Annotated in this window: 18 protein-coding genes and 3 pseudogenes; 15 read left to right on the top strand and 6 right to left on the bottom strand. The window is 38.1% G+C overall.

Annotation, left to right across the window (positions count from 1 at the left end; translation table 11 throughout):
• Positions 1 to 110: 110 nt before the first annotated feature.
• On the top strand, positions 111 to 1,925 hold the full coding sequence (lepA, locus tag PL8927_RS17210; RefSeq protein WP_083623996.1) for a translation elongation factor 4: 1,815 nt from the start codon (positions 111 to 113) through the stop codon (positions 1,923 to 1,925).
• 107 nt (positions 1,926 to 2,032) lie between these two features.
• Here the strand turns inward: lepA and PL8927_RS17205 are convergent, their stop codons facing one another.
• Complete coding sequence (locus PL8927_RS17205) at positions 2,033 to 5,593, bottom strand: WD40 domain-containing protein (protein WP_083623994.1); 3,561 nt, start codon at positions 5,591 to 5,593, stop codon at positions 2,033 to 2,035.
• A 153-nt stretch (positions 5,594 to 5,746) separates the two neighbouring features.
• Between PL8927_RS17205 and PL8927_RS17200 the strand changes: the two genes are divergently transcribed.
• From PL8927_RS17200 to PL8927_RS17185, 4 genes are all read left to right on the top strand, one after another.
• Complete coding sequence (locus PL8927_RS17200; protein ID WP_197047454.1) at positions 5,747 to 5,947, top strand: hypothetical protein; 201 nt, start codon at positions 5,747 to 5,749, stop codon at positions 5,945 to 5,947.
• Positions 5,948 to 6,024: 77 nt separating this feature from the next.
• Positions 6,025 to 6,414 carry a hypothetical protein gene (locus PL8927_RS17195; RefSeq protein ID WP_083623992.1) on the top strand — a complete coding sequence of 130 codons (390 nt, stop codon included), beginning with the start codon at positions 6,025 to 6,027 and terminating at the stop codon, positions 6,412 to 6,414.
• A 137-nt stretch (positions 6,415 to 6,551) separates the two neighbouring features.
• Positions 6,552 to 8,861 carry a TRAFAC clade GTPase domain-containing protein gene (locus PL8927_RS17190; protein WP_083623989.1) on the top strand — a complete coding sequence of 770 codons (2,310 nt, stop codon included), beginning with the start codon at positions 6,552 to 6,554 and terminating at the stop codon, positions 8,859 to 8,861.
• Between the two features lie 134 nt (positions 8,862 to 8,995).
• A complete protein-coding gene (locus tag PL8927_RS17185) occupies positions 8,996 to 9,505 on the top strand; it encodes a hypothetical protein (protein WP_083623987.1) in 510 nt (169 codons plus the stop codon).
• A 429-nt stretch (positions 9,506 to 9,934) separates the two neighbouring features.
• On the opposite strand, the gene PL8927_RS17180 is transcribed toward PL8927_RS17185, so the two are convergent.
• Entirely contained in the window at positions 9,935 to 10,171 is a 237-nt protein-coding gene (locus PL8927_RS17180; RefSeq protein WP_083623985.1) for a type II toxin-antitoxin system Phd/YefM family antitoxin, read from the bottom strand.
• 596 nt (positions 10,172 to 10,767) lie between these two features.
• Here PL8927_RS17180 and PL8927_RS17175 point away from each other — a divergent pair.
• From PL8927_RS17175 to PL8927_RS17165, 5 genes and pseudogenes are all read left to right on the top strand, one after another.
• Positions 10,768 to 11,388 (top strand): Uma2 family endonuclease, encoded by a 621-nt coding sequence (locus PL8927_RS17175; protein ID WP_083623983.1) that lies wholly within the window; start codon positions 10,768 to 10,770, stop codon positions 11,386 to 11,388.
• Positions 11,389 to 12,277: 889 nt separating this feature from the next.
• A pseudogene (locus tag PL8927_RS28555) lies at positions 12,278 to 12,709 on the top strand (GDP-mannose 4,6-dehydratase); the annotation flags it as partial.
• 144 nt (positions 12,710 to 12,853) lie between these two features.
• Positions 12,854 to 13,561 (top strand): annotated as a pseudogene (locus PL8927_RS29010) (LAGLIDADG family homing endonuclease); the annotation flags it as partial.
• Positions 13,562 to 13,591: 30 nt separating this feature from the next.
• Positions 13,592 to 14,206 (top strand): annotated as a pseudogene (locus PL8927_RS28545) (NAD-dependent epimerase/dehydratase family protein); the annotation flags it as partial.
• Positions 14,207 to 14,293: 87 nt separating this feature from the next.
• Positions 14,294 to 15,661 carry a UDP-glucose dehydrogenase family protein gene (locus PL8927_RS17165; protein WP_083623978.1) on the top strand — a complete coding sequence of 456 codons (1,368 nt, stop codon included), beginning with the start codon at positions 14,294 to 14,296 and terminating at the stop codon, positions 15,659 to 15,661.
• Between the two features lie 216 nt (positions 15,662 to 15,877).
• Here PL8927_RS17165 and PL8927_RS17160 read toward each other — a convergent pair whose 3' ends face one another.
• Complete coding sequence (locus PL8927_RS17160; protein WP_083623975.1) at positions 15,878 to 16,894, bottom strand: hypothetical protein; 1,017 nt, start codon at positions 16,892 to 16,894, stop codon at positions 15,878 to 15,880.
• A gap of 257 nt (positions 16,895 to 17,151) precedes the next feature.
• Here PL8927_RS17160 and PL8927_RS17155 point away from each other — a divergent pair, with 257 nt between their 5' ends.
• Positions 17,152 to 18,555 carry a hypothetical protein gene (locus PL8927_RS17155; RefSeq protein WP_231506048.1) on the top strand — a complete coding sequence of 468 codons (1,404 nt, stop codon included), beginning with the start codon at positions 17,152 to 17,154 and terminating at the stop codon, positions 18,553 to 18,555.
• 278 nt (positions 18,556 to 18,833) lie between these two features.
• Here PL8927_RS17155 and PL8927_RS17150 read toward each other — a convergent pair whose 3' ends face one another.
• Together PL8927_RS17150 and PL8927_RS17145 are read right to left on the bottom strand one after the other, a co-directional pair.
• Positions 18,834 to 19,061 (bottom strand): type II toxin-antitoxin system HicA family toxin, encoded by a 228-nt coding sequence (locus PL8927_RS17150; RefSeq protein ID WP_083623970.1) that lies wholly within the window; start codon positions 19,059 to 19,061, stop codon positions 18,834 to 18,836.
• Entirely contained in the window at positions 19,045 to 19,266 is a 222-nt protein-coding gene (locus tag PL8927_RS17145) for a type II toxin-antitoxin system HicB family antitoxin (RefSeq protein WP_083623968.1), read from the bottom strand. Before PL8927_RS17145 ends, PL8927_RS17150 begins: the two co-directional genes overlap by 17 nt.
• Before the next feature lie 219 nt (positions 19,267 to 19,485).
• Here PL8927_RS17145 and PL8927_RS17140 point away from each other — a divergent pair, with 219 nt between their 5' ends.
• The 4 genes from PL8927_RS17140 to priA all read left to right on the top strand — a co-directional run bounded on the left by PL8927_RS17140 (position 19,486) and on the right by priA (position 25,386).
• Complete coding sequence (locus PL8927_RS17140; protein WP_083623966.1) at positions 19,486 to 20,283, top strand: DUF3153 domain-containing protein; 798 nt, start codon at positions 19,486 to 19,488, stop codon at positions 20,281 to 20,283.
• Positions 20,284 to 20,528: 245 nt separating this feature from the next.
• Positions 20,529 to 21,371, top strand: a complete 843-nt coding sequence (locus PL8927_RS17135) for a segregation/condensation protein A (RefSeq protein WP_083624883.1) — start codon at positions 20,529 to 20,531, stop codon at positions 21,369 to 21,371.
• A 237-nt stretch (positions 21,372 to 21,608) separates the two neighbouring features.
• A complete protein-coding gene (locus tag PL8927_RS17130) occupies positions 21,609 to 22,766 on the top strand; it encodes a sugar phosphate nucleotidyltransferase (RefSeq protein WP_083623964.1) in 1,158 nt (385 codons plus the stop codon).
• Between the two features lie 85 nt (positions 22,767 to 22,851).
• On the top strand, positions 22,852 to 25,386 hold the full coding sequence (priA, locus tag PL8927_RS17125) for a primosomal protein N' (protein WP_083623962.1): 2,535 nt from the start codon (positions 22,852 to 22,854) through the stop codon (positions 25,384 to 25,386).
• Positions 25,387 to 25,531: 145 nt separating this feature from the next.
• Here the strand turns inward: priA and PL8927_RS17120 are convergent, their stop codons facing one another.
• Complete coding sequence (locus PL8927_RS17120) at positions 25,532 to 25,981, bottom strand: tellurite resistance TerB family protein (RefSeq protein WP_083623960.1); 450 nt, start codon at positions 25,979 to 25,981, stop codon at positions 25,532 to 25,534.
• Positions 25,982 to 26,273 lie beyond the last annotated feature (292 nt).

Below are 26,273 nucleotides of genomic sequence, written 5' to 3'. Positions count from 1 at the left end.
ATTTCCCTGAAAAAATCGGTGTGTCCCTGGGTTTCTTTTGTTAAAATACTTGAAGCAGACCCTCGTTACTTTAACGGGAGTCTCCCTATTATGCCTGTGAATATCACCTTATGACTAACGTTCCAGTTTCTCGAATTCGTAACTTTTCTATTATTGCTCATATTGATCATGGGAAATCTACCCTCGCAGATCGGCTTTTGGAAGCAACGGGTGCGGTTCAAAAGCGAGAAATGAAGGAACAATTTCTCGACTCAATGGACTTAGAGCGAGAACGAGGAATTACAATTAAATTGCAAGCCGCCCGGATGAATTACAAAGCCGATGACGGTGAAGAATATGTGTTGAATTTAATTGACACTCCGGGTCACGTTGACTTTTCCTATGAAGTGTCTCGGTCTTTAGCCGCTTGTGAAGGGGCGTTATTAGTAGTTGATGCGTCTCAAGGAGTCGAAGCTCAAACTTTAGCAAATGTTTATCTGGCTTTAGAAAATAACTTAGAAATTATTCCAGTTTTAAATAAAATTGATTTACCTGGGGCGGAACCGGATCGAATCAAAAGTGAAATTGAAGAAATTATTGGGTTAGATTGTTCGGGGGCGGTGTTAGCTTCCGCCAAAGAAGGGGTAGGAATTCATGAAATTTTAGAATCCATTGTCCATTTAGTTCCTCCTCCCCAGGATACGGTTGATCAGAAATTGCGGGCGTTAATTTTTGATAGTTATTATGATAGTTATCGCGGAGTTGTTGTTTATTTTCGGGTGATGGATGGACGGGTGAAAAAAGGCGATCGCGTTCGCTTAATGGCTTCAGGAAAAGAATATGAAATCGATGAAATTGGCGTATTATCTCCGACTCAAATCCCCGTTGATGAACTCCACGCTGGCGAAGTAGGATATTTTTCTGCTGCTATTAAAGCCGTTGAAGATGCACGGGTTGGCGATACAATTACCTTAGCTAATCGTCAAGCTGAACAAGCTTTACCCGGTTATACCGAAGCAAAACCGATGGTGTTTTGTGGGTTATTTCCAACGGATTCTGATGAATATCCTAACCTAAAAGAAGCCTTAGAAAAACTCAAATTAAACGACGCCGCGTTATCTTATGAACCCGAAACCTCTAGTGCAATGGGGTTTGGTTTCCGATGTGGATTTTTAGGATTATTGCACATGGAAATTGTGCAAGAACGGTTAGAACGAGAATATGATTTAGACTTAATTGTTACCTCTCCTTCGGTGGTTTATCAAGTCACAACTCAAAAAGGGGAAGTGATTATGATCGATAACCCTAGTCATTTACCTGAGCCCAACCACCGGGAAAAAATCGAAGAACCCTATGTACGGGTCGAGATGATTACTCCTGAAGCTTATGTGGGGAGTTTAATGGAGTTAGCTCAAGGTCGTCGGGGTGAATTTAAGGATATGCGCTATTTAGCCCAAGGACGAACAACCTTAGTTTATGAAGTGCCCTTAGCGGAAGTGGTAACAGACTTTTTTGATCAGATGAAATCCCGTTCTCGTGGCTATGCCAGTATGGAATATCATCTAATTGGATATCGAGAAAATGCCTTAGTCAAACTCGATATTATGATTAATAAAGATGCGATCGATTCTTTAGCCATGATTGTTCACCGAGATAAAGCTTATCATGTCGGACGGGCAATGGTGGAAAAACTCAAAGAATTGATTCCCCGTCATCAATTTAAAGTTCCCATTCAAGCCACAATTGGATCTAAAGTGATTGCTAGTGAAAGTATTCCAGCATTAAGAAAAGATGTCTTAGCCAAATGTTATGGGGGAGATATTAGTCGGAAGAAAAAACTCTTACAGAAGCAAGCCAAAGGTAAAAAACGGATGAAATCTTTGGGGTCTGTAGATGTTCCCCAAGAAGCATTTATGGCGGTATTACGCTTAAATCAAGAATCCTAAATGATTGTAGAGACGTTGAATTCAACGTCTCTACAAAGTTGTATCTTCTTTGTGTCTTTGTGTCTTTGTGGTAATATTCAACGCTTGACCCTTTTAAAGTTCTATAGCTAATATTCTACCGCACCCAACGCTTTTAAACATTTCTTTTGACCTTCTGTTAACCCTTGACTTCCTATAATATTCATGTTAGTATAAGAGTTAGGAATAATTAAACTTTTTACACATTTTTTCGTGGGAACGTGCCAAAACTTAATCGTTCCATCTTCACTCCCACTGATCAATATTTGACTATGGGGATTAAACATAACAGATGTAACAGTATTAGTATGTTTTTTTAACGTATAGAGACATTTTCCCGTCTTAAAATCCCAGAGTTTCACTTTAAAATCATCACTTCCACTGGCGATAATTTGACCATCAGGACTAAAATCAACCGACCAAATCCAACCTTCATGTCCCAATAAAGTATAAACACATTTTCCCGTCTCTAAATCCCAAAGTTTGACCGTTTCATCTTCGCTTCCACTGACTAAAAATTGACTGTCTGGACTAAACGCAATTGACCTAACTTTATTGTGATGTCCCCGTAACGTTTGTAAACATTCTCCCGTTTTAATATCCCAAATTTTAATCGTTTGGTCATCGCTTCCACTGGCTAAAATCGGAAAATTAGGATGAAAAGTCACCGTCCAAACCCAACTTTGATGTCCTGCTAAAACGTGAAATTTATTAGTTTTAAGATTCCAAATTTTAATCGTTGTATCTTGACCCCCACTGGCGATATATAAACCATCTCCACTAAAAGCAATCGTCCAAATTCCTCCTTGATACTTTTCAGTCGGATATTTCAAACATTTGTAACACTCCCCCGTCTCCACATCCCAAAGTCGGATGGTTTCATCATCGCCACTACTCGCCACCGTTTTTCCATCAGGACTAAACGCCACCGACCACACCCAAGCGGTATGTCCGGTTAACGTACTTAAACACTCTTGGGTTTGAGGATTCCACAATCTCACTTTATGGTCTAAATGACTACTCGCTAACCTCTGACCATCACGACTCAACGCAATTGACCAAACCCAGTTAGTATATCCCCAAAATGTCTTGATACATTTTCTTGTTTTAGTATCCCAAAGTTTAATAATTTGGTCATTATCTCCCGTCGCTACGGTTTGATTATCAGGACTAAAAGCTAAAGCGCGAATTCCCGTTTGATGGTGTTTTAAACTTCCTCGACATTCCCCTGTTTTCACCCTCCAAAACTTCACCGTTGAGGTAAAATCTCCACTGGCTAAAGTTTCGCCATCGGGACTAAACGCTAACACTTTAATTTCCTTTTGATGTCCTGACAAAATCCGATAACAGTCCCCTGTTTTGATATCCCAAATTCTAATAATTTTTTCAAATCCACAACTGGCTAAAGTTTGACCATCAGGACTAAATGCTACACACCAAATCGCATCTTCATGTCCCTTCAAAGTTTGTAAACAGTCTCCCGTTTCAATATCCCAAAGTTTAATCGTTTTATCATAGCTTCCACTGGCTAAAATTCGGGACTTAGGACTAAACGCCACACTTAAAACCCAACCGTTATGAGCGTCTAAAGTCCTCAATAATTGACCATTATTAGCATCCCAAAATTTAATCGTTTTGTCATCACTTCCACTGGCGATAATTTGATTATCGGGACTAAAAGCCACTGTCCAAACCCAACTTTTATGTCCTTCTAAATTCTTTAACAATTGACCCGTTTTTGCATTCCAAATTTTAACAGTAGGATTTAAACTACTACTGACTAATTTTTCACCATCGGAATTAAAGGCGAGAGCAACCGTCCACCATTTATGTTTACCAAAACTGAGAATTGGTTGTCCATCTTCTGGGTTTAAAAAGTGAATATAACCATTAGAATCTCCCGCCGCTAAAATAGCACCATCGGGAGTAAATGCTAAGGAATGAATTCCTCCAAAAGATTGCGTAAAAACGGTATTTTTGAAATGACAGTAAGAAAAATCAACGTTTTGTAGGTTAATTCCTTGTAAATTAGCTTCCCAAATTGCCAGACGAGAGAAATTATAACTGTTTAAATCGGTTTTTAAATAGCAAAATAGATTAATTAAATTACCCCCAATATAACCGGGTTTCTGGGGATATTTTTCTTGAGCTTGAATTACTAATTTTGTGAAATGATTTTCTAATTTAAAAAGACTTTCAAATTGAGATAATGATAATAAAGATTCTATGATAGGATTAATAATCATTGTAATTTGGCTAGTTCTGATATAATCTTTACAAGTCGCCAGAATTAAACTATGACTATTAAATACATTAAACTCTCCCGTAATTAATTCTGGGGTGACGGTGGTAATCAATTTTTCGGTAACATATTCCATTAACACGGGTTGTAGGGTAAAGCACTGTTGAATAGCCGTTTTTTCTAGGAGCATTCGGTTTTGTAAGGATTCTAAATAATCTAATAAATGCTGTTGAATATTCACTGAAACTATATGGTCTTTTAATTCAGTAATGGAAACAGGTTCTCGATAAATCGCTAACCAAAATAAAACGTTATGTTCTTCAGGACTGCAATACTGAAAATGCCAATCTAATAAATCCTGTATATCTTTAAAAACTAAGTTTCCAACTTTTAAAAAATCCTGAATATTTCCTGCAAAAACCGTTTGAATATGACAAGCGGTTAATTTTAAAGCCAGGGGATTTCCTTGATAATAATTAACTAAAGTTTCCCATTCAGTTTCTGTAGCGATAAATTCACCTTTTTCTTGAAACAGTTGTTTAACAGGATTAACGGTTAATCCTCCCACCACAAAGCAACGCACGGGTTGATGTTGACCTACGAATTTTTCTAAATGATGAACTTTAACTCGACTGGTTAACAAGAGACAACTTTGATGGGGAACTTGAGCAATTTTTTCTAATAGTTGATGATAGTCTTCATAACCGGATTTATAGTTTCCGGCTTGAGTTTCTTTAGCTAAAATAGTCTCGACATTATCTAAAATTAATAAATAGCGATGTTGTTTTAAATAAGAAATTAACAGATTAATTTGTTGATCAAGACGATCCGGTAAATCCATCTTTTGTTGATCGGAAAAAAATAAAATCCAGTCTTTAATTAGATCTTGTATGGAAAGGGAGTTTAAAAGCGATCGCCAAATAATTCCCTCAAATTCTCCACTCACCTCTTGAGCTAATTTTACAGTCAGACTGGTTTTTCCTTTCCCCGGAAGTCCAACAATAGTAACTAGACGACAGCGATCGCCAACAACCCATTGTTTAAGAGTATTTACATCAATTTCTCGTCCTACAATACTCGACACATCCGGCGCATCCGCCCAATCTTGATCAGAATTAGAAAATTGATGAGAAGTAGATAAATTAGCAACCTTTCGCTTTAACACTTCTAAACGAGTTTTTGTAATTGTTTCGCCAAAAACTTCACTCAATAACTTCCACAGTAAAGACGCTTCTTTTTTTATACTATCTGGGCTTCTGTTGTTAGCATGAGCAATTTTAATATACTCCTCTTGCTTGAAGGCTCCCCGTAGAATATCCACTTGAATATCTTTCAAGGATTTTCCTTGTTTGTGATAAACAATCTGATTGATAGATGCAACAATTTGTTCGATTTTTTCAGTATCCATCGCACGTTCTTGAATTAATTAATCGTTGTTTCAACAGGCTATAGTGGCCAGTGGATCAGGAGCAAGATCTATTTTTTTCACTTTTATTCACTTTATACTACCTCTAATTTCACTTTTTGGCAACTTTTATTCACCTGATAGGGTGGTAGGCTATTGCCATCATTAAAGTTGCTGCGTATTGAGGGCTGGGTCATGGAAGGGTTAATTATTCTAGTTGTAGTGGGTGGGCTTTTTGGTGCTGCTTGTGCAACGATTGCAGAAAAGAAAAATAGAGATTCGCAAACATGGTTTTGGCTGGGTTTTGTTTTTGGTTTATTTTCATTAATTATATTGTTGTGTCTCCCAGCCAAGTAAGTCACTCTTAGCCAGTTATGCTGTTGAGATTTTTTTGTTTTTGAACTGTGCTTTACCCTAAAACCAGGAGAAATATCATGTCTATTCTTAAAAACCATAAACTGTGCCTTATTTCTACTCTAATCTTAGTGACTTCTTCCCCTTTGATTGCTAATTTACCTGTACTAGCTAAGTCAACTGTAACGGATGATTCTGGGACTATAGAAGTTTCTATACCGAGTTACATTATTGCAGCATCACAGCGAGTGGCTTTTACTGTTATATCTACAAGTTATTATTCTAGTTCTGGGTATATCACAGTCAAAAGTGTTGCCAGTGGTAAAAAATATGATGTTTACTATGGCAGTCCTATTGGAACGGACGTTGGTGATGTAGTTACTATCATTATCAATGATGATCGTTGGACTACTATCATCAATGAACGGACAGGGAAATCAGCCGGAATTAGTAGAACTTACGCTTACTAAAATATGATCATGCTGTGACTTTTAGTCATTGCTATTTTGAGTGATCACTCATTTAAAAATAATACGAAAATGAGTGATCAGTAATTAAAAAAAATTTAACACATCTTCTTCCAAACAATTTAGGAGTAACATCAATTATGACATCCAATACAGTATTTGATTTTCTGAAAACAGCCGAAAGTGAAGATAGCTATATTACTTGTCCTGCTTGTGGTTCTCCCATTGGCATCAGAACTCAAGGCTATGAAATGATTTTGACGGATAACTTCCGCTTAGAGTTAGATGGCAATATTGCGGCTCTACGGCTTTTCTTAGAACGACTAGAAACTAAATTAGAACAAAGAAATTTGTTATTAAAACCATCCACTGATGGCCGTTATCCCTACAGTCAGGAAAGAGACTTTTTTTCTGACGATAAAACTGTTGATATTGATGATGAAGACGAGGAAAACAATGATGAAATTCAAAATCAACGGGAATTATCTCATCGAGGTATGTATCGAGGTATTTTAGGCAAAGACGCTGCGGAAAATTTTGTTGAGAACAAGTTAGATTTTTTTGAGCAAATCAGAAATTATGATAAATTTCCACTCAAAACAGAAACTAACCAAGAAATTTTAGATCAAGAATGTAAATCTCTGCTGCGTGGTATAGAACCCCGTTCTCTAATTGGTTCTTTGATGGACTTAATTTTTGATCAGAGAAATGTATTTGAATGGATGAAAGAAACTGAAGGTGATCCAGAGAGAAAAAAACTCAAGGAACTACTCCATGAGGTTTGTCCTACGATTCAATGGTACTTACAGAAGTTAGAGGAACTGCATACTAAAAGAAAAGATGATGAAGGATTACTAAAAGCTATTATTAGAGGGCAATTTGTTTTGGCAATAGTTCTGGGACATAAAAGTACAAAATGTGATTTTTATGCACTCAAAAAAATCTCTATCGAGCATAATGTGCCATTTACTTTACCCCGCCAGACCATTATATCGTACCGTAATTTACTAGATATTCTTCACTCTGAAGTGGTATTAGGTAATCCTAAACTGAGATTATCAGACAATTTCCAGAAACTCTTAAAATCTAGTAAAGAAAAAGTTTCCAAGCAACAAAGCACACAAAAAGTCTCAAGTATTCCCCAGGCTGCTACTAAACAAAATAGTGAAGATCAACTTGAAGAGTTAGTTAGAAAACTTGTTCAACAATGGGGTCAAGAGATTTATAAGCTAGTCAATTTCTCATGTACTGGGCCTTCAGGAGAAAATAATAAACGTTGCGGTTGGTATCCAAAAGAAACGGAAACTCACTCAATTATTTTACTAGGAAGTCCAGGTACTGGAAAATCATGTCTTTTACTGACAGGATTAGTTTCTTTTTTCGATCATGTACAAGTCTTGGGAGCAACTGTAGCCCTTGACTTACCAGATGACCGAGAACGATTACAAAAGCTAGAGAAAGATTACCGTAATGGGCTGATTCCTCCACCCACAAAAACAGGTTCTAAAACCAGTATTAAACTATCTGTACAGTTTCCTGAAATTGGTTCAACTAATTTCAATAAAACTCACTTTGTGTTTACGGATATAGCTGGGGAAGATGTTGCACGTAGTTTGACGCAACAAGGTTCGCAACCTTGGGTACTAAGAATTCTGAAAAATGCGAATACAATTGTCTTTTTCTTTGACTTATCAATTGAACCTACTATTCGAGAAAAATTGACTAAAAGTCGCAATGCAGAAATTTGGAAACCCGTTTCTGAAAATTATGAAGTCGTTAATCAATCACGCGAGAATAACGTGGCGGAGGTTAATCAGTTATATCTTTTGGAGCAAATCATCGGTGATTTAGAAAGCCAAAGAGGTAATTTATCAGGGACAAATTTTATCTGTGTGATTCCCAAATCAGACCTCTATGCTAAAAAGGATGGAGAACAAGACCGATTATTTTTCAACAGTTTCTACGAAAAAATGATCAGTCTAGGTATTTTTGTCCCCTCAAACTTTGATAAACTGGATGATGAGTCTTTTGATGGATTCTGTTCACTGGGAGGAACCGGGTATAACTTCAAGAGTAAAGACAATAAAGAGACTTCTGCTAAAAAGAGTAAAGTTTTACAGCAAAAAGACATGGGAAGGATGATGTCTGATGAAGTGCGGAAGTGTTTATTAAATATGGGGAATGCGTTAGGGGAAGATGCTGTTCCTGCTTTCAAAGTATCCCTAAACCAGTTAGCAGAAGTTCGGTTAATGCAAAGGTTAGAAGCTACATTAGGGAAAGATTCTGTTTACTATTTAGCTGTTTCGGCTCTCGGTAAAAATACATCAAAGATACAGCAGGAAGGAAAATCTCAGATAGATGGTGTATTTAATCAGAAATTATCTGAATATGTCTTTATTTTACCCATTGCTCTAGCCGTTGCCGATGGAATATCCAAGCAACAACCTTAAACTAATAGAGTAGGGTAGTCATTAACAGCTTACTGTAGACAATGATTAGCCTACTCTTAATCAAAAACATTGAATTCTTCATAACTTGTATACCCGTTTTCGTAAAATTAACCGATTTAAGGAGACTTAAACTTATGCTCCGTTCTGTAAAAATTATTTCCCTGATCACCATAAATATTATAACTCTAGGAATATTACCTAGTTATGGCTTTAGCTTAACTGTATCTTCCGAGGTTCCAACATCTTCTTTAATTCCATTTAGCAATTCTAAAAATTCCCATATTCCCTCTTTTTCACTTGCTGATAATAGATCTTCATCATTAGGACAGCAAATTGATGCTAAAGCAGCAAATACTTTATATGGCTTTAATGGTGCATATTATAGGATTGGTGGAATACCTTTATGGAGCCACTTATCTAATGAACAAAAATACCAATTTGCTCAATCAATTTGTAATTATCAGGGTTCTGATAATTTGGTGTTGGTGGTTATTGACAGTTTAGGAGGTAACCGTTATGGGGATAACCTGGAAGGTTCTGCAATAATGCTGGCAAGTCTGCACACTCTTTGCCCCGATAGATATCGTCAACAAATAAACAACACATCAACAGAACTACTACGACAATACCCTTTGATTCCATAATAAATAAAAGATGAATATGTCATATACCAGTTCATTTATCAATAAGATTGTAAGGGAGGGTTCCGCAACAAGATTCAATTCTCACCAATAACCTTGCTAAACCCGCCCATCTTCAATGTGATCGCCTGAGAAGAGAGAGGGCGGGTTTTTGGAGATAATTACTGCTCATTAAAGATGGTCTCGGAACCCCCCCCTACGGTTCAATTGTTAATTATTTAGCCAAGGCGATCGCATTTTTACTATTAACCTGTATTCAAACAATAAAAGCGATCGCGCTAAAGTCTTAAAATTTGGACTGGAACTCCTAATACCTTGGCACTCGCAGCTAAACCTTCATCTGCTGTTATTAAAGAAATTTCATAAGAAAATGCGATCGCTAAATGCAAAGCATCCCAAGTTCGTAAAGGAATATCAAATCTTCTAAATAAATCAATACCGTTCTCCTTCTCTGGCTTGAATAATTGTCACCCTCAAAGGTTCCCCCGTCAAAAGTACAGAGTCTCGAAATCTTTTTCTTTGCAATACCCATTCTTGTCTTGTTTTTGGGGGAACAAGTCTAGCAACTTCTCTACTGCCATCAACTAAGATGATTTCTTCACCTTGAGCTACTCTTTCTAAGAGAGCTTTCAAGTGATCTCCTACGTTTTCAATACTAATTCTTAACATTATGCTCTCCAAAGCGTCATATAAGCTATCAATCGTTTTTATTTATTTTGTGTTATCATATTGACCTACTCCGTTGTCGGCACTTATAATTTACTTAAAGGTTCTGGACTTGTTTAGGTAATAGAACTTAGAGATTTGACACTCCCCAGCATGAAGGCGTGGGGATTCTAGGTTCAACGAAACCACTTAATCAAAGTACCTTACAGTCCTTTAATCAGAGGTGGGATTCTCCCCAAGCGTAAATTCGGATATGTCCTATCCTATTCGCAGTGAGCCTGTCGAACTGCTGCGAGTTCTTTTTTTACTTGAAACAAATTTGTTTCAAAAACTGGTTGCCTAGCTCCCATGAATCTTTTACCCACTGCTGGGGGAAACTAGAACTGTGCAGTAGAACCCTATAGATTCAATTGTCAAGGTTCAGTGTTTTGCCGTTAGGCATACTAGGTTTTTATACAGGTTTTTTACCTTTTCCTGTTACTCGAACAGGGTAGCACAATCAGAGGTCAATAGACAACCTAATATAAAGCCTAACTAGGTATTAGGGGTTTTAAACCCAATTTTTCGATAATTTATATTATCAGTAATTCTTAAAACCTATGACTCAAGCTTTACCCAAACTCGTAAACTTCGAGGAATTTGTGGAGTGGCTGCCAGAAAATTCGGCGGTACGCTACGAACTGCATAATGGAGATATTGTTGAGATGGCACAACCCGTAGGCGAACATGAGGAAGTGATCAGTTTTCTTAGCATCGAAATTCCTGTTGAGATTAAACGTCTGAAATTACCCTACGGTATCCCCCGCCAAGTGATAGTTAGACCTCCTGAAAAAGATTGTGGTTATTTCCCTGATATCTTGGTACTTGATCGCGCAAATCTGGCGAACGAAACATTATGGCAAAAACAATCTACCCTCAGTTTAGCTGCATCGATCCCTTTGGTAATTGAGGTTGTATCAACTAATTGGCGAGATGATTACTATTTGAAATATGCTGATTATGAGGAGATGGGGATACCGGAATATTGGATTATCGATTATGCTGCTTTGGGCGGACGCAATTTTATTGGAAATCCCAAACAACCGACAATTTCTATCTGTAATTTGGTTGACGGTGAATATCAAATCGTCAAGTTTCGAGAAAACGACCGCATTGTGTCGCAAACTTTTCCAGATTTGAACCTCACAGCAAACCAGATTTTTCAAGCTGGTGTAGTTTAGTTTATTCTAATACTCTTAAATGCGATCGCCTGAGAAGAAAGAGAGGGCGGGTTTAGGGAGATAATTACTGATTATTAAAGATGGTCTTGGAACCCGCCCCTACGGTTCAGTTGTTAATTATTTAGCCAATGCGATCGCCATTTTTTAACAAATTGTAGGGGCGGGTTCTGCAACAATATTCAATTGTTATCAATAACCTTGCTAAACCCGCCCTTCTTAAATGCGATCGCCTGAGAAGAAAGAAAGGGCGGGTTTTGGGAGATAATTATTGATCATTAAAGATGGTCTTGGAACCCGCCCCTACGGTTGAATTGTTAATTATTTAGCCAAGGCGATCGCAATTTTTTCAACAATAAATTGTAGGGGCGGGTTCTGCAACAATATTCAATACTCACCAATAACCTATCTAAACCCGCCCTTCTTCTTCTTAATAGCGATCGCCTGAGAATAGCCTGAGAATAGGAGGGCGGGTTTAGGGAGATAATTACTGATCATTAAAGCTCATCTTGGAACCCGCCCCTACGGTTGTTAATTATTCTTGAAATGCGATGCCGCAAGGCGGCGGCTACGCCATCGCAATTTTTCAACAAATTGTAGGGGCGGGTTCTGTAATAATATTCAATTCTCAGTAATAATCTTACTAAACCCGCCCCTAAACTAAACCCGCCCCTTTTGGTAAACCCGCCTCAACAAAAAAGACGGATCAATATCCAAAATCGAGTAGGATAGATGTTGGAACGGACAGCAACATATCAGGTTGTAGGGTATAGCTGGGGTGTGTCCAGGGCCAAGTCTTAACTTTTGTCAATTGATAGTGGATTCAGCTTACCTGCGATTGATTGTTGTCCACACCATTTCAACTCTCTACAATTTCTGAGCGAGTGCAAGCATGAGAATTTTAGTCACAGGTGGCGCAGGTTTTATTGGTTCACACCTGATTGATCGCTTAATGGAACAAGGCCATGAAGTGATCTGCCTTGATAACTTCTTTACCGGGACAAAACGAAATATCCTCAAATGGATAGGTAATCCCTATTTTGAATTGATCCGCCATGATATTACCGAACCCATTCGGTTAGAAGCCGATCAAATTTACCATTTAGCCTGTCCCGCCTCTCCAGTTCACTACCAATACAACCCGGTCAAAACCATCAAAACGAATGTATTGGGAACCCTGAATATGTTGGGGTTAGCCAAACGCATCAAAGCCCGGTTTTTCCTAGCCTCCACTTCGGAAGTCTACGGTGATCCTGATGTCCATCCCCAAACGGAAGACTATCGCGGAAACGTCAACTGTATTGGGATTCGATCCTGTTACGATCCAGAAACAGAAATTTTAACCGAGCAAGGTTGGGTTCAGTTCCCTAACTTGCAACCGGGGGTCAAAGTTGCCACCCTCAACGAAAACCATCAAATTGAATATCACGTTCCCGATGAATATATTGTTCAACCCTACATTGGGGAAATGTTGCGGTTTGCTAACAGTAAATTTGATCTTTGTGTCACCCCCAACCACTGGATGTATGTTCGGGGTAAAACCGGGAAATTAAAGTCAATTCAAGCGGGTGAGGACAAACACTGGCATTCTTGGCGAGTGGTTACGGGTGCAGAATTTGACGCCTCAGACCAAGAAGAATTTGATTTAGACCCAGCACCACGTCATGGGAAAGTGCGGGTTGAGAAAGTTAAAATGGATGACTGGCTAGAGTTCCTGGGTTATTACATTTCTGAAGGTTGTGTTCATGTCCGGCGACGGATGCGTGCGGTGGGGGGTGCTGATTATGATGTGGCGGACTATAACATCTTAATTGCTCAAGAAAACCCCGAAGGACGGACAAAAATTGCCGACTGTCTCCAACGTTTACCTTGGAAATTTTTTGATTCCGATCACCATCAATTTCGGATTTGTAGTCAACAATTAGCAGAGACTTTATTACCTTTGGGTAAATCCGGGGATAAATATATTCCCCGTGAGTTTTTGCAATTGTCACGACGTCAATCCTTAATTCTTTTCAACGCCTTAATTTTAGGAGATGGAAGTCAACGGGGTAATTGTTATACCTACTACAGCAAATCTAAGCAATTGGCTGACGATGTACAAGAATTAGCCCTGCGTTGTGGATATGCTGCTTCTGTTGTTTCCCATGCCATCGGACGTGACCTCTATCGCGTTAATATCCGTCCCGCCATTGATGCCAATTTAGTTGAGCCAGAACGGTTTCACTATGTCGGGAAAGTGTATTGTGTGAATGTGAAAAATCATGTTGTTTGTGTGCGTCGTAATGGACGGGTTGCCTTTTGCGGTAACTGTTACGACGAAGGAAAGCGGGTTGCGGAAACCTTAGCCTTTGATTATCACCGCCAAAATGGGGTAGATATTCGGGTGGTGCGGATTTTCAATACTTATGGCCCACGAATGTTAGAAAATGATGGTCGTGTGGTCAGTAACTTTATTGTTCAAGCCCTGCGAGGTGTTCCCTTAACGGTTTATGGTGATGGTTCCCAAACTCGAAGCTTCTGTTATGTGTCAGACTTGGTAGAGGGATTCATCCGTTTGATGAATAGCGATCAGACTGGCCCTATTAATATCGGGAATCCAGGGGAATATACCATTTTAGAATTAGCCCAAAAAATTCAGGATATGGTCAACCCCGATGCAGAAATTCAATTTAAACCTCTACCCGAGGATGATCCTAAACAGCGACAACCCGATATTACTCGTGCTAAAACTTATCTGAATTGGGAACCGACAATCCCACTGGATCAAGGATTAAAATTGACAGTGAACGATTTTCGGGAACGCATCTACAAAAGTTAACAGACAGTAGAATGGAAACGAGTTAACGGTTAACGGTTAACCGTTAACCAGTTATTAGTATGTAGTCAAAAAATTGAGGATAGATTTATGCGTGTTTGTGTGATTGGAACGGGATATGTAGGTTTAGTCACAGGAGTTTGTTTGGCGCAGATCGGGCATGATGTCATTTGTATTGATAATAACGAAGAAAAAGTCAAATTAATGAAGTCGGGACAATCGCCGATTTATGAACCGGGATTACCCGAATTAATGAAATCCTGTATGGAGTCTGGACGTCTGGATTTTTCTTCTGATTTAACTGCGGGTGTTGAACATGGCGAGGTATTATTTATTGCTGTCGGAACCCCACCGTTACCAACAGGAGAAAGTGATACTCGTTATGTCGAAGCCGTCGCGCGAGGTATTGGTGCTAACCTGACGAAAGGTTATAAGGTAATTGTGAATAAATCCACTGTACCTATTGGTTCTGGTGACTGGGTGCGGATGATTGTTTTAGATGGTGTTTCCGAGCGACAAAAAGAAAAAGGGTTAGCAGGAACACCCGTTGAAGTCGAATTTGATGTTGTTAGTAACCCCGAATTTTTACGCGAAGGTTCGGCGGTTTATGACACCTTTAATCCTGATCGAATTGTGTTAGGAAGTAATAGCAAAAAAGCCCTCTCAGTGATGCAGGAATTATATACACCGTTAGTATCAAGGAAATATTCTGATCATCCTTCTTTACCCCCAGTTCCAATTGTGTTAACGGATCTGAGTTCGGCGGAAATGATTAAATATGCGGCTAACTCGTTCTTGGCAACTAAAATTAGCTTTATTAATGAAATTGCTAATATTTGCGATCGCGTCGGTGCTGATGTTAAACAAGTGGCTCAAGGAATTGGCTTAGATTCTCGCATTGGTAATAAGTTTTTACAAGCCGGAATTGGTTGGGGGGGTTCCTGTTTCCCGAAAGATGTTTCGGCTTTAATTCATACGGCTGATGACTATAATTATGAAGCCCAATTGTTAAAAGCGGCGGTAGAAGTTAATAACCGTCAACGCACGATTGCTATTGACAAATTACAACAAGTTCTGAAAATTCTCAAAGGCAAAACCGTCGGGTTATTGGGATTAACTTTTAAAGCTGATACGGACGATTTACGCGATGCTCCTGCTTTAGATATTATCCAAGAATTGAACCGTTTAGGGGCAAAAGTTAAAGCTTATGATCCGATTATTTCTCAAAGTGGAATGCGTCATGGGTTAACGGGTGTGATCGTTGAAACTGATCCTGAATTGTTAGCTGATGGCTGTGATGCGTTAATTTTAATTACAGACTGGGCGCAATTCCAAAACCTCGATTATGCGAAAATGGCGAAAAAAATGCACTCGGCATTTATGATTGATGGCCGTAATTTCTTAGATCGAAAACAATTAGAAGCCGCAGGTTTCCAATATGTCGGTATTGGACATTAATCTGTAGGTTAATGTAAAATTAGGGTGGGCATGGCTCCATCGGTGTCAACAATCGTGCTAAAAGCCTTGAAATAAATTTCAGGCTCAAAGCTAAAACCCGTTAAAACGGGTTAATGAACAACAGTTTTAGTCATCTTTAGATGACTTGAGCTTCTTAGCCCGAACTTTAGTTCAGGGCTAACAGGGGTTAAGTTGACACCAATGGCATGGCTCACCCTACCTGACACTCAAAATTAGATCAATTTGTTTCTGAACTTGATCTAATTTTTGACGTTGTTGATCTATCCAGACTTTTTCGCCTTCCCGTTGTTCGGGGGTTTCTTGTTCATATCGGTTTTGTTTCTCTAAAATATCATTGTAAAAATTAATAATTTCTGTTGTAGTTGATAAAGCGAAATCAAAGCATTCAGAAAATCTATCTTGAACATTGTCTTCTAGGATTTTATTAACATTAAGAACCAAATCATCCCAGGTTTCTCTTTTGATTAGAGAAAAAATGTTGTTTAAGTTGCTTAAGAATGAGTCCCAAGTTGGTTTTATCCACTCTAAAAAAAGATCACTACTATTTTCTATTATATGAATCACCTCATTTTTGTGATCAGAATAAAAACTTATTTTAAGTGCGAAATTAATTCGATCTTGGGAATTTATAAAATTAATTTTTGCATGAAGACAATCTAAATTCAAATTTAACAAATCGTCATTTAATAATAATAAATTTGTATTGATACTGCTGATCACCTCATTATTGATAACTTTTATTGCCTTATCTAACCCTTGAATCATACCATCTTTATCTGAATAACCCAAGTCTTGCTTATATGTTCCGGTTTTACTATCTTTAAACCACGTTTCTTTAAGCTGTTCACATTGATTTAACCATAAATTTTTAATTTCTTGAATCACTTCTGTTTGACATTTCTTCTGTAACTCACGAATTCTAAAATCAATAGCTGTTAATTCTCCTATTTGTTCCCAGAGTTCAGACTTGGGGACAGACATAATTCTAGCTTTACTATTCCAGACATCTTCAGCCTGATCTAAATCTTTATAACTAACTTCCATTAACTCTTTTAATCGGGCTGCGGACTGTCTTAACTCCTCAGTACAGGATTGAATTGACTGATTTAACTCCGTTGCGGATTGTTTCAACTCGGAAGATTCACCTGGATTGTTCAGTACAGAAACCATTGAATCAGTCATGGACTCGAAGACAGTTAAAAATTCATTCATTGCACTACAACCTCAATTAAGCATACCGTTCTACTTTACAGGATTAGAGGAACGATAAATAAGTCAGTAACAATTTATAAACTATTTATCCGTGTTTACACGGTTTAATAGAAGGGATTAAAATCAAAATAAATTTGTTTTTCGTAAAAATACTTAAATAACCGAAACAAAAAAATAATTGATCAAAATTTAAGCAATGTCTGTTAATTTTTAGAGGATTATAAGTTTACAATAATTAAAGAGTTAGGTCAAAAATTATGTCTTTTTTCAGTCCTTCCATGCAATTTGTATTTTCTCCCGCAATTCAAGAAGGTTTAGCCAAGGGTGTTTATGAGTTAGTCTATTCCAAATCAGGAGTACCTTTAAGCATAGTTAGATGGGCGTCAGGAACAGCAAATGCGGGTCAGTTTGCAGGTCACGCCATTGGTACAATAATGCACAATAGTCCCCTAGCACCGATTACTGTACCTGTGGAAGTGGGTATTACTTTAGTCAAGACTTTTTCTGAGTTAGTTTCTTCCAACTCAGGAGGTACGATAATCAATAATATTCCCCTGGCACCGATTACCACACCTGTGGAAGTGGGTATGGGTTTAGCCCAAATGTATCAGGTTCATCAAGGATTTCAGAAAACCTATCAAGGAATTAACCAATTACAAGCAAGTCTCGGAGTTTTACAATCAACGACTGCGGTTATTGGTGTTGGTGTAGCGGTAACAGGTGTTCTTGCGGCTGTAAATTTATATCAAACTTTAAAGTTAAGAGAAGATATCAAACAACTTAAATTAACGGTAACGGGAGGATTTATTGATCTAAAAGTAGCCTTAAAGAATCAAGGCGATAGTATTATTAGACGAATTGATGAAGTTGCAGAAGATATTAAATATAATCAACATCGGTTAATTTTAATACAAGCTTATGGCAAATTCATCATAGCCTTAGATCGGTTTAAATTGGCGATGAAAATGGAAGAAATTAATGACAGAAATCATCAAATTCAAGGAGTTTTAAATACGCTCTATGATGCTTTAGCCGATTACTCTAACTCCCATCTATTAGAAAATACTTGTGCTGCGGGTCAACTGCGTCGGATGGAATGCGCTTGGGCGATTGAACAAGCCATTATTACTGCTTATCAAGCTCAAAATCAATTAACAGCCGTTAATGAACACCTCGAACAACTGCAAAATAAAATTCATCAAGGGTTACTGAATATTATTGATCAATGTAGTTCCCAAGAAGAACTTGATTTTCTGTTTCCTGAAATAGCCCGAATTAAAATACATGATTGTACAGCGTTAAAATCTTGGCAAGATCATACTAATTGGTTTAAAACCTTATCTAAGGATGAACGGGAACAGTTAGCAATATTAGAACCTGGAACATCAGAAGCAGTTAATTTAGAATTACCACAAAATAACATAACAGTTAAACCTTTAGAAATGCAAATCTATGAGGAGTTAAAACAAAAATCTCACTATTCGGCTTTACGAGATCAATTAAAATTTATCGTTAAACCTGAATTACGCCGGGAGCAGGAATCTTATATTTTTAATAAAGCGATCGCCACAGGTTTAAATGGATTAGCCCCTAAAAATTGGCAAGAAGTACCAGATTTAACCGTCGCTAATCTTTATCATTATTTTCAAGTTAAGGCTTAAAATACCTAAATTCCTCTGTAGCGGCGAGGCACGCCTCATCCGTGTCAACTTAACGCCAAAAGCCTTGAAATCAATTTCAGGCTCAAAGCTAAAACCCGTTAAAACGGGTTAAGAAAGACAAGTCTTGAGTCATCTTTAGATGACTTTAGCTCTTAGCCCGAACTTTAGTTCAGGGCATTATGACTTAAGTTGACACTCCTTGGGCGTGTCTCGCCCCTACGATAATTTTGATTTTAAGCCATTTTTACAACTAATTTAGACTCACGATAAATAGAAAATTATAAATTATTAATAAATTCATCGGGTGTAATTTGAGCTTGTCTTAAAATTCCTCTAAGTGTACCCACTTTTAATTCTCGGTGTAACGGAACAACACAGACAATTTCACCGTCAGATATGGTCTTTTTTAAAATAACATGACTCCCGGTTTTACGAGTTTGAAAAAATCCCAGACGTTCTAATACAACAATTGTTTCTTTAGCAGATAGTCTAGGCAATTTCGGCATAATCTACCTCAATACTGGTCACAAACCGGGGGCTAATGTCATCAGGTAAAGGACATTCTTCTAAATAAAGTTTTGTTGCTTCTTTCAGGTTAGCGATCGCTTCTTCAATTGTTTCACCTTGATCAACTGTCCCAACTTCAGGACATTCAGCCACATAAAGATCATCTTCCCGATAAACAATAGCAGTTAAAGTCTTCGTTTTCATACTATTTACCCAGAATCAACCCTTTATAATTAACTATTTTAATTCATTTTGCCATTAATTACCCTTTCTGCGGTTCTCAATAAATTATTAAGAATCTTTAAGTTAGAGCGATCGCCCGAATGTCCGCCCCAACCCCAACAGACTATTTAAAATCCTTAGCTATAACACAATTGATCAAGACTGGCTATATAATATTCAATAATTGTTAGGGATAAAATTATGATCAAAATCATCAAACAATTAACAATTGTTTTTTGTGCCATTTTTCTGCTGAGTGGATGCGTTCGATATGATGTGGGAGTGGAATTTCAGGATCAAACTCATGGTCAAATTGTTCAGAAGATTCAATTAGGAGAACGATTAACCAGCTTTAGTCATGAAGTCATTGATGAATGGATATCCAGTCTGGAAAGACGAGTTAGACAGTTAAGAGGGAAAACAAAACGACTGTCTAAACAAGAAATTTTAGTTACAATTCCCTTTAATAATGGCAAGAATTTAGAGGAAAAATTCAATCAATTCTTTAATCCCGCCGAATTTAATACTCAGAAATCCCAGAAAAATTCCGATGTTGTATTACCTCAATTTTCCTCCGATTTAAACCTTAAACAAAATAATTTTATTTTTGCCTTACGCAATCATCTCAACTTAGAATTAGATTTGCGATCGCTTTCCCTACTTTCAACCTCAGAAAATGTATTAATCAGTTCTGGTAACTTATTAGAACTGCAATTTATGTTAACAACTCCTTGGGGTGCAAAGGTTATTAATCCGATCAGTATGGCTGAAGTATCAGGCGAACCCATATTAGTCAATGTTGAATCTAAGGGAAAACAAGTGATCTGGACACTTAAACCCGGAGAAATTAATCACTTAGAAGCAATTTTCTGGGTTCCCAGTCCCATTGGAATTGGCACAGTTTTGATTATCCTGATAACGGCTTTAGGAATTTACCTCAAGTCTAATGTCCGTCCCTCAATTAAAACGGTAAAAAACCCCATTCCCACAAAGGTTTAACCCAATTCAAAAGCCACAAAAAGCCTTAAAATTACATAGGCTTTAACTGATCCTTAATTCCCCAGTTAACCCATACTCCCGAAGTTCTTCCTAGGGAACAACAACCCGTTGAGGGGGTCGTGCACTGAGAAACGAAGGTTTTGGTCTACAATAGATAGATATTAAGCGAACTACTGAGTTTTGTACCTTCAGTGATTTCAGGTGATTCCACAATTTCCAGCCCTGACCCACTCTCCAGTCTTCCCCTGAACGTTGCTACCCCTCAAGATGCTTTAACGGCTCTCTCCGAGGGAATAGCACTCCTAATTGACTTGGCACAACGGGGAGAAATCGATCCTTGGGATGTGCAGGTGATTGATGTCATTGACCGTTATCTCAGTAAACTGACACCCCTAGAAGAATCAAGCTCTAGCAATAATTTTGCCGAATTATCTCAGTCGGGGCAAGCCTTTTTGTATGCCTCAATGTTAGTCTTGCTCAAGGCCGATAGTTTGATGGCAACGGAAACGGTAGACCCGAATGCAGGGTTAACTGAGGGAGAAGACTTCTTAGAACTGGACGAAGGGGGGAATGGCATTCAACGTCCTCAACAACTGGAACGGCAACTGCGAAGGCGGGCTGTTGCCAAAATCCCTCAAAAACGGCGAGTCACATTGCAAGAACTGATTGAACAGTTGCAACTGATGGCTGCTACTATTGAGGCACAAAAAGCCCGTCCCCGTCCCCGTGCTAATACCGCCAAAGCTAGAGCGACAACAGCACGGGCCATTGCTGAGTTAGCCCACCAGGAAAACTTAGTGGAAATGGCGACGGAAGTAGAACGACTCTTGAACCTGCAAGGATCACAACAGAGTCAGGAATGGTTTGATTTGGAGCAGCTATTAACCCTGTGGTTACAGACAAAGCAACCGGAACACCCCCCAATCCCTGAAGAAAACCCTATCCAGCATAGCCCCAATCATGACCGGGTGGGAGTGTTTTGGGCACTGCTGTTATTATCGGCTCAGTCTAAAGTGGAACTGGCTCAAGAGGAATTTTACCAAGACCTAAAAGTTCGCTCTTTGACTGAGCCACCTCCCAAGCCTTGAAACAGAATCGGAGGAAAGTGCAATTGCTTTAGCCTGTAACATCTAGGGGTTTTAACGGATCAATCATCATAAAGCTTGATAGGCTATTAATTGATCAGTGATCTGTTGATCGGATTGTAGAATGAGGCAATTCTCCTGTAGAAAAGCTTTGTACACACAAAGCAATTGCTGATTTTGATTCAGGAGTTGCATCTCATTTGATAACTTTAAACATAGCTTAGGGTTGAGGAAGTGAACATGAAAGCGATGATTCTGGCGGCTGGAAAAGGAACTCGCATCCGTCCGATTACTTATACAATTCCTAAACCTTTAATTCCTATCCTGCAAAAACCAGTGATGGAATTTTTGGTAGAATTACTGCGAATGCACGGGTTTGACCAAATTATGGTTAATGTTAGCCATTTAGCGAATGAAATTGAAAACTATTTTCGAGATGGTCAAAAATTTGGAGTTGATATCGCCTATTCTTTTGAAGGAAGAATTGAAGAAGGAAATTTAATCGGACAAGCTTTAGGTTCGGCGGGAGGGATGAAACGAATTCAAGACTTTAATCCTTTTTTTGATGATACTTTCGTGGTGTTGTGTGGCGATGCGTTAATTGATTTGGATTTAACCGCCGCCGTAAAATGGCATCGAGAAAAAGGCTCAATTGCTACTATTGTGATGAAATCTGTTCCTAGGGATCAAGTTTCTAGTTATGGAGTTGTTGTTACTGATGAAACGGGTCGGATCAAAGCATTTCAAGAAAAACCTTCCGTCGATGAAGCTCTCAGCACGGATATTAATACTGGGATTTATATTTTTGAGCCAGAGATTTTCAAATATATTCCGTCGGCGTGTGAGTATGATATTGGCAGCGAATTATTTCCCCATTTAGTAGAAATTGATGCCCCTTTTTATGGGATTTCAATGGATTTTAAATGGGTGGATATTGGGAAAGTCCCCGACTATTGGCAAGCGATTCGCAGTGTGTTATTAGGATATATCCAAAATGTTTCTGTCCCCGGTCAACAGGTACGTCCTGGGGTGTATACGGGGTTGAATGTGGCGGTGAATTGGGATCAAGTCAATATCCAAGGCCCGGTTTATATTGGCGGGATGACTCGCATTGAAGACGGTGCAACAATTATTGGCCCCACGATGATTGGCCCTAACTGCTGGGTTTGCAGCGATGCCTATGTGGACAATAGCGTGATTTTTGAATATTCTCGTTTGGGGCCAGGAGTGCGTTTAGTCGATAAATTGGTATTTGGGCGCTATTGTGTGGATAAGCTCGGAGCCTCTATTGATGTCCAAGCGGCGGCACTTGATTGGTTAATTACGGATACCCGTCAAGTGTTTAATTCTCATTCCTCTGAACGACAAGCAATCGTCGATTTATTAGGGAATACTTAATCTAAGCGGTGTCGGTGTCCGGTGTCTTATTCCTCACCCGTCACCCGCTATTCTTCTCGGAGTTAACTATCAACAAAAACTACTGATGTCTTCTTTGACTTGCGATCAATCTAAGTTTATTGTTGCTGAATCTGGTGCATCTTACTATCAGAATGATTCGGATAATTCTGCTTTTGGTTCAGAACAATTTGTTGAAGTATTAGTTTATTTTGGTTCTAGTAAAATAATAACAGATCCAAAAGATGTAGAGACACCAAAACTATACACTTATAGAGTGCCATTACAAATGAATGTGCAATTAGGGTGTATTGTGAGTATTCCTGTTAGGAATCAAATCAAAAGAGGAATAGTTATTCAATTTATTAATCAACTTCCTCCTCATTGGAAATCAGAAGAAATTAAAGCAATATTAGAGATTGATCAAGCCTATTTACCTCAACATTTATGCCAGCTACTTACACAAATCTCTAGTTATTATCAGACTGAACTCATTGATGTTATTCGCACCTCATTACCTCCAGGTTTATTAAGTACACCCCAACTGCGTATTCGTTTAATTAAAGAAGTTATTCCTCCAGGTGCTTCTGAACTTTTAAGAACATCTGCGAAAAAGATACTTTCCCTATTACTAGAACAAGATAATGATTTAAGTTGGAAAGAAATTAATGAAAAAGTAATTAATGCTCAACAAGGACAAAAAGATTTATTAAATCGAGGCTGGATTGAACTTTATTCGGATGATTCTAATCGCCCAAAACCTAAATTAAAAGCAGCTATCTCTTTAACTATTGATCCTTTTGTAGTAGAAAAGCTACATAAACGACATCGTGAAATTCTGATTTTTCTCAAGAATCACGGTAGTGAAATGTGGTTAAGTGATTTTGTAAAGGTTTGTAAGACAACTCATAATACTTTAAAAATTCTTGCAGAAAAAGGTTATATTGAAATTGAAGAAAGGGAAGTTTTAAGACTAGCTCAAGAAATAGAACAACTCCCAGATCAACCTAAACAACTTAATCATTCTCAATTAAAAGCTCTGGAAATTATTAACAATCTGACTGGATTTTCTGAAGCTTTATTACATGGCGTAACCGGATCAGGAAAAACAGAAGTTTATTTACAAGCGATCGCACCTGTTATAAACCAACAAAAATCAGTTATTCTCTTAGTACCCGAAATCGGTTTAACTCCACAACTTACTGATCGAGTTCGTGCGCGTTTTGGTGATCAAGTTTTAGTTTATCATAGTGGTTTTCAAACAGAACGTTATGACACTTGGCGACAAATGTTAACAGGGACACCCTATGTTATTATCGGAACTCGTTCTGCTATTTTCGCACCTTTACCGAAATTAGGATTAATTATTTTAGATGAAGAACATGATAGCAGTTTCAAACAAGATCAACCCTCTCCTTGTTATCATGCTCGAAAAGTTGCTCAATGGCGGGCTGAATTAGAAAATTGTCCCTTAATTTTAGGATCAGCAACTCCATCGTTAGAAAGTTGGTTAGAAATTAAACACAAAAACCAACAAAATCGGTTTTATTTATCCCTTCCCGAACGCATTCAAGCGCGACCCCTTCCCCCAATTAAAATCGTTGATATGCGTCAAGAATTGCGTCAGGGAAATCGATCTATTTTTAGTTATGATTTACAAACCGCCCTACATCAATTAAAAGCAACTCGTCAACAAGGGATATTATTTATTCATCGTCGGGGACATAGTACCTTTGTTTCCTGTCGGAGTTGTGGTTATGTGATGGAATGTCCCCATTGTGATGTTTCCCTCGCTTATCATCACGAACATCCCGACGCCGCCCAACTTTTAAGATGTCATTATTGTAATTATAGTCAACTCTATCCCCAACGCTGTCCTGAGTGTGACTCTCCTTATTTTAAACATTTTGGCAGTGGAACGCAACGGGTGACAGAAGAATTAAATCGTTTATTTCCTGAGTTAAAATGTATTCGGTTTGATAGTGATACCACCTCTCGAAAAAATGCTCATCGTACTCTATTAACTCAATTTGCGAATGGAGAAGCCGATTTATTAGTCGGAACTCAAATGTTAACTAAAGGATTAGATTTAGAGTCTGTGAGTTTAGTGGGAATTGTATCAGCAGATGGGTTATTACATTTATCAGATTATCGCGCCAGTGAACGGGCTTTTCAAACCTTAGTACAAGTCGCAGGACGGGCGGGACGAGGGAATGATCCAGGGCGAGTGATTCTACAAACCTACACCCCCGAACACCCCGTTATTCAAGCGGTACAACGTCATGATTATGAATCTTTTGTCGCCACAGAATTACAACAGCGACAGGAGTTAAATTATCCGCCCTATGGTCGTTTAATATTATTACGGTTAAGTAGTTTTAATCAGCAAGATGTTGAACAAACCGCCCAAAGATTAGCAGAATTTTTAGTAGAAAATAATCCTAATTCTGATTTTGAATTATTAGGCCCCGCCCCCGCCCCTATTCTCAGGGTCGCTAACCGTTATCGCTGGCAAATTCTGCTCAAAACCTCTCAAGATTCTTCTATTATTTTACCTAAGTTCTCTGAGTTTAATTCGGGTTCTGTTTATATTACAATTGATATTGATCCTCTGCATTTGTAGGGTTTGTAATTAATTATGTTGGAGATTTAATTTAGTAAAAAAGGAACCACAAAGGTACTAAGACACAAAGGAAGATTGTATAATTTTCGATCATGTGAAAAAAAATCACATGATCGAAAATAAACGCCTGGTGAATTAGCAGAGATCAGCCTTTATTTTTAATCAGCATTACTCGAATGATCTCTTGTGCAATTTCATCAGAAATTTCTAACGCTTCACACAAACTGCTTAACAAATTTTCTTCTTCTTCGGTAACTTCTCCATCAGCTAAGATTAAATCGGTAGCAACCGCAAAAACAGTATCATACAAATCATGGGGTAAAGCTTGAATTGCAGCTTGCATTAATACGTCAATACCTTGACGACGTAAAATGCCAACTAACTTATCAAACATTCTTTGCAAGACTTCAGACGGATAGCTACGGAACAGGTGCATTCGTCGTAATAAAGGGATTAATAATTCAACTTCAGAATCAGCAATATGACCATCTGATCCAATCACAATGAGTGCAATTCCTGCAAAGGCTTCAGCAGGGCCTAAAGCTACTTCATTTTTAGATCCTTTAGACAAACGAACTCGATCAAATAAGCCCATAATTTCTCCTGGAAAATATTAAACCTAAATCAAAATACTTTTCTGATAAAACAACAAATTAATTTAAAAATGTTGTGATTTTTAAAAGTATTTTGAAGAACTCAAAATCGAAAGTTTCACTTAACAATTGATATTAAGTGAGAATAATTATCTAGCAGAAAGATGTCAGATGTGGTTTTGGATATTTTAAATTGAGTTACTATTTAACTCTCAATCTAATTTTCAGCCTTATCGCGATCAGAGTCAATAGTATTTTTACTGAATTTTAAAAATATTTTTAACTAGAGAGTTC

This window comes from Planktothrix serta PCC 8927 (genome assembly GCF_900010725.2).
Taxonomy (GTDB): domain Bacteria; phylum Cyanobacteriota; class Cyanobacteriia; order Cyanobacteriales; family Microcoleaceae; genus Planktothrix; species Planktothrix serta.
The sequence above is the reverse complement of the archived record's forward strand: the minus strand, read 5'-3'. Positions and strand labels throughout refer to the sequence as shown.

Excerpts from the sequence above, each read along its gene's own strand:
- priA (WP_083623962.1), top strand. The coding sequence starts at position 22,852 with ATGTCTTCTTTGACTTGCGATCAATCTAAGTTTATTGTTGCTGAATCT.
- PL8927_RS17120 (WP_083623960.1), bottom strand. The coding sequence starts at position 25,981 with ATGGGCTTATTTGATCGAGTTCGTTTGTCTAAAGGATCTAAAAATGAA.
- PL8927_RS17130 (WP_083623964.1), top strand. The coding sequence starts at position 21,609 with ATGAAAGCGATGATTCTGGCGGCTGGAAAAGGAACTCGCATCCGTCCG.
- PL8927_RS17195 (WP_083623992.1), top strand. The coding sequence starts at position 6,025 with ATGTCTATTCTTAAAAACCATAAACTGTGCCTTATTTCTACTCTAATC.
- PL8927_RS17140 (WP_083623966.1), top strand. The coding sequence starts at position 19,486 with ATGATCAAAATCATCAAACAATTAACAATTGTTTTTTGTGCCATTTTT.
- PL8927_RS17145 (WP_083623968.1), bottom strand. The coding sequence starts at position 19,266 with ATGAAAACGAAGACTTTAACTGCTATTGTTTATCGGGAAGATGATCTT.
- PL8927_RS17165 (WP_083623978.1), top strand. The coding sequence starts at position 14,294 with ATGCGTGTTTGTGTGATTGGAACGGGATATGTAGGTTTAGTCACAGGA.
- PL8927_RS17150 (WP_083623970.1), bottom strand. The coding sequence starts at position 19,061 with ATGCCGAAATTGCCTAGACTATCTGCTAAAGAAACAATTGTTGTATTA.
- PL8927_RS17205 (WP_083623994.1), bottom strand. The coding sequence starts at position 5,593 with ATGGATACTGAAAAAATCGAACAAATTGTTGCATCTATCAATCAGATT.
- PL8927_RS17175 (WP_083623983.1), top strand. The coding sequence starts at position 10,768 with ATGACTCAAGCTTTACCCAAACTCGTAAACTTCGAGGAATTTGTGGAG.
- PL8927_RS17180 (WP_083623985.1), bottom strand. The coding sequence starts at position 10,171 with ATGTTAAGAATTAGTATTGAAAACGTAGGAGATCACTTGAAAGCTCTC.
- PL8927_RS17155 (WP_231506048.1), top strand. The coding sequence starts at position 17,152 with ATGTCTTTTTTCAGTCCTTCCATGCAATTTGTATTTTCTCCCGCAATT.
- PL8927_RS17160 (WP_083623975.1), bottom strand. The coding sequence starts at position 16,894 with ATGAATGAATTTTTAACTGTCTTCGAGTCCATGACTGATTCAATGGTT.
- lepA (WP_083623996.1), top strand. The coding sequence starts at position 111 with ATGACTAACGTTCCAGTTTCTCGAATTCGTAACTTTTCTATTATTGCT.
- PL8927_RS17190 (WP_083623989.1), top strand. The coding sequence starts at position 6,552 with ATGACATCCAATACAGTATTTGATTTTCTGAAAACAGCCGAAAGTGAA.
- PL8927_RS17185 (WP_083623987.1), top strand. The coding sequence starts at position 8,996 with ATGCTCCGTTCTGTAAAAATTATTTCCCTGATCACCATAAATATTATA.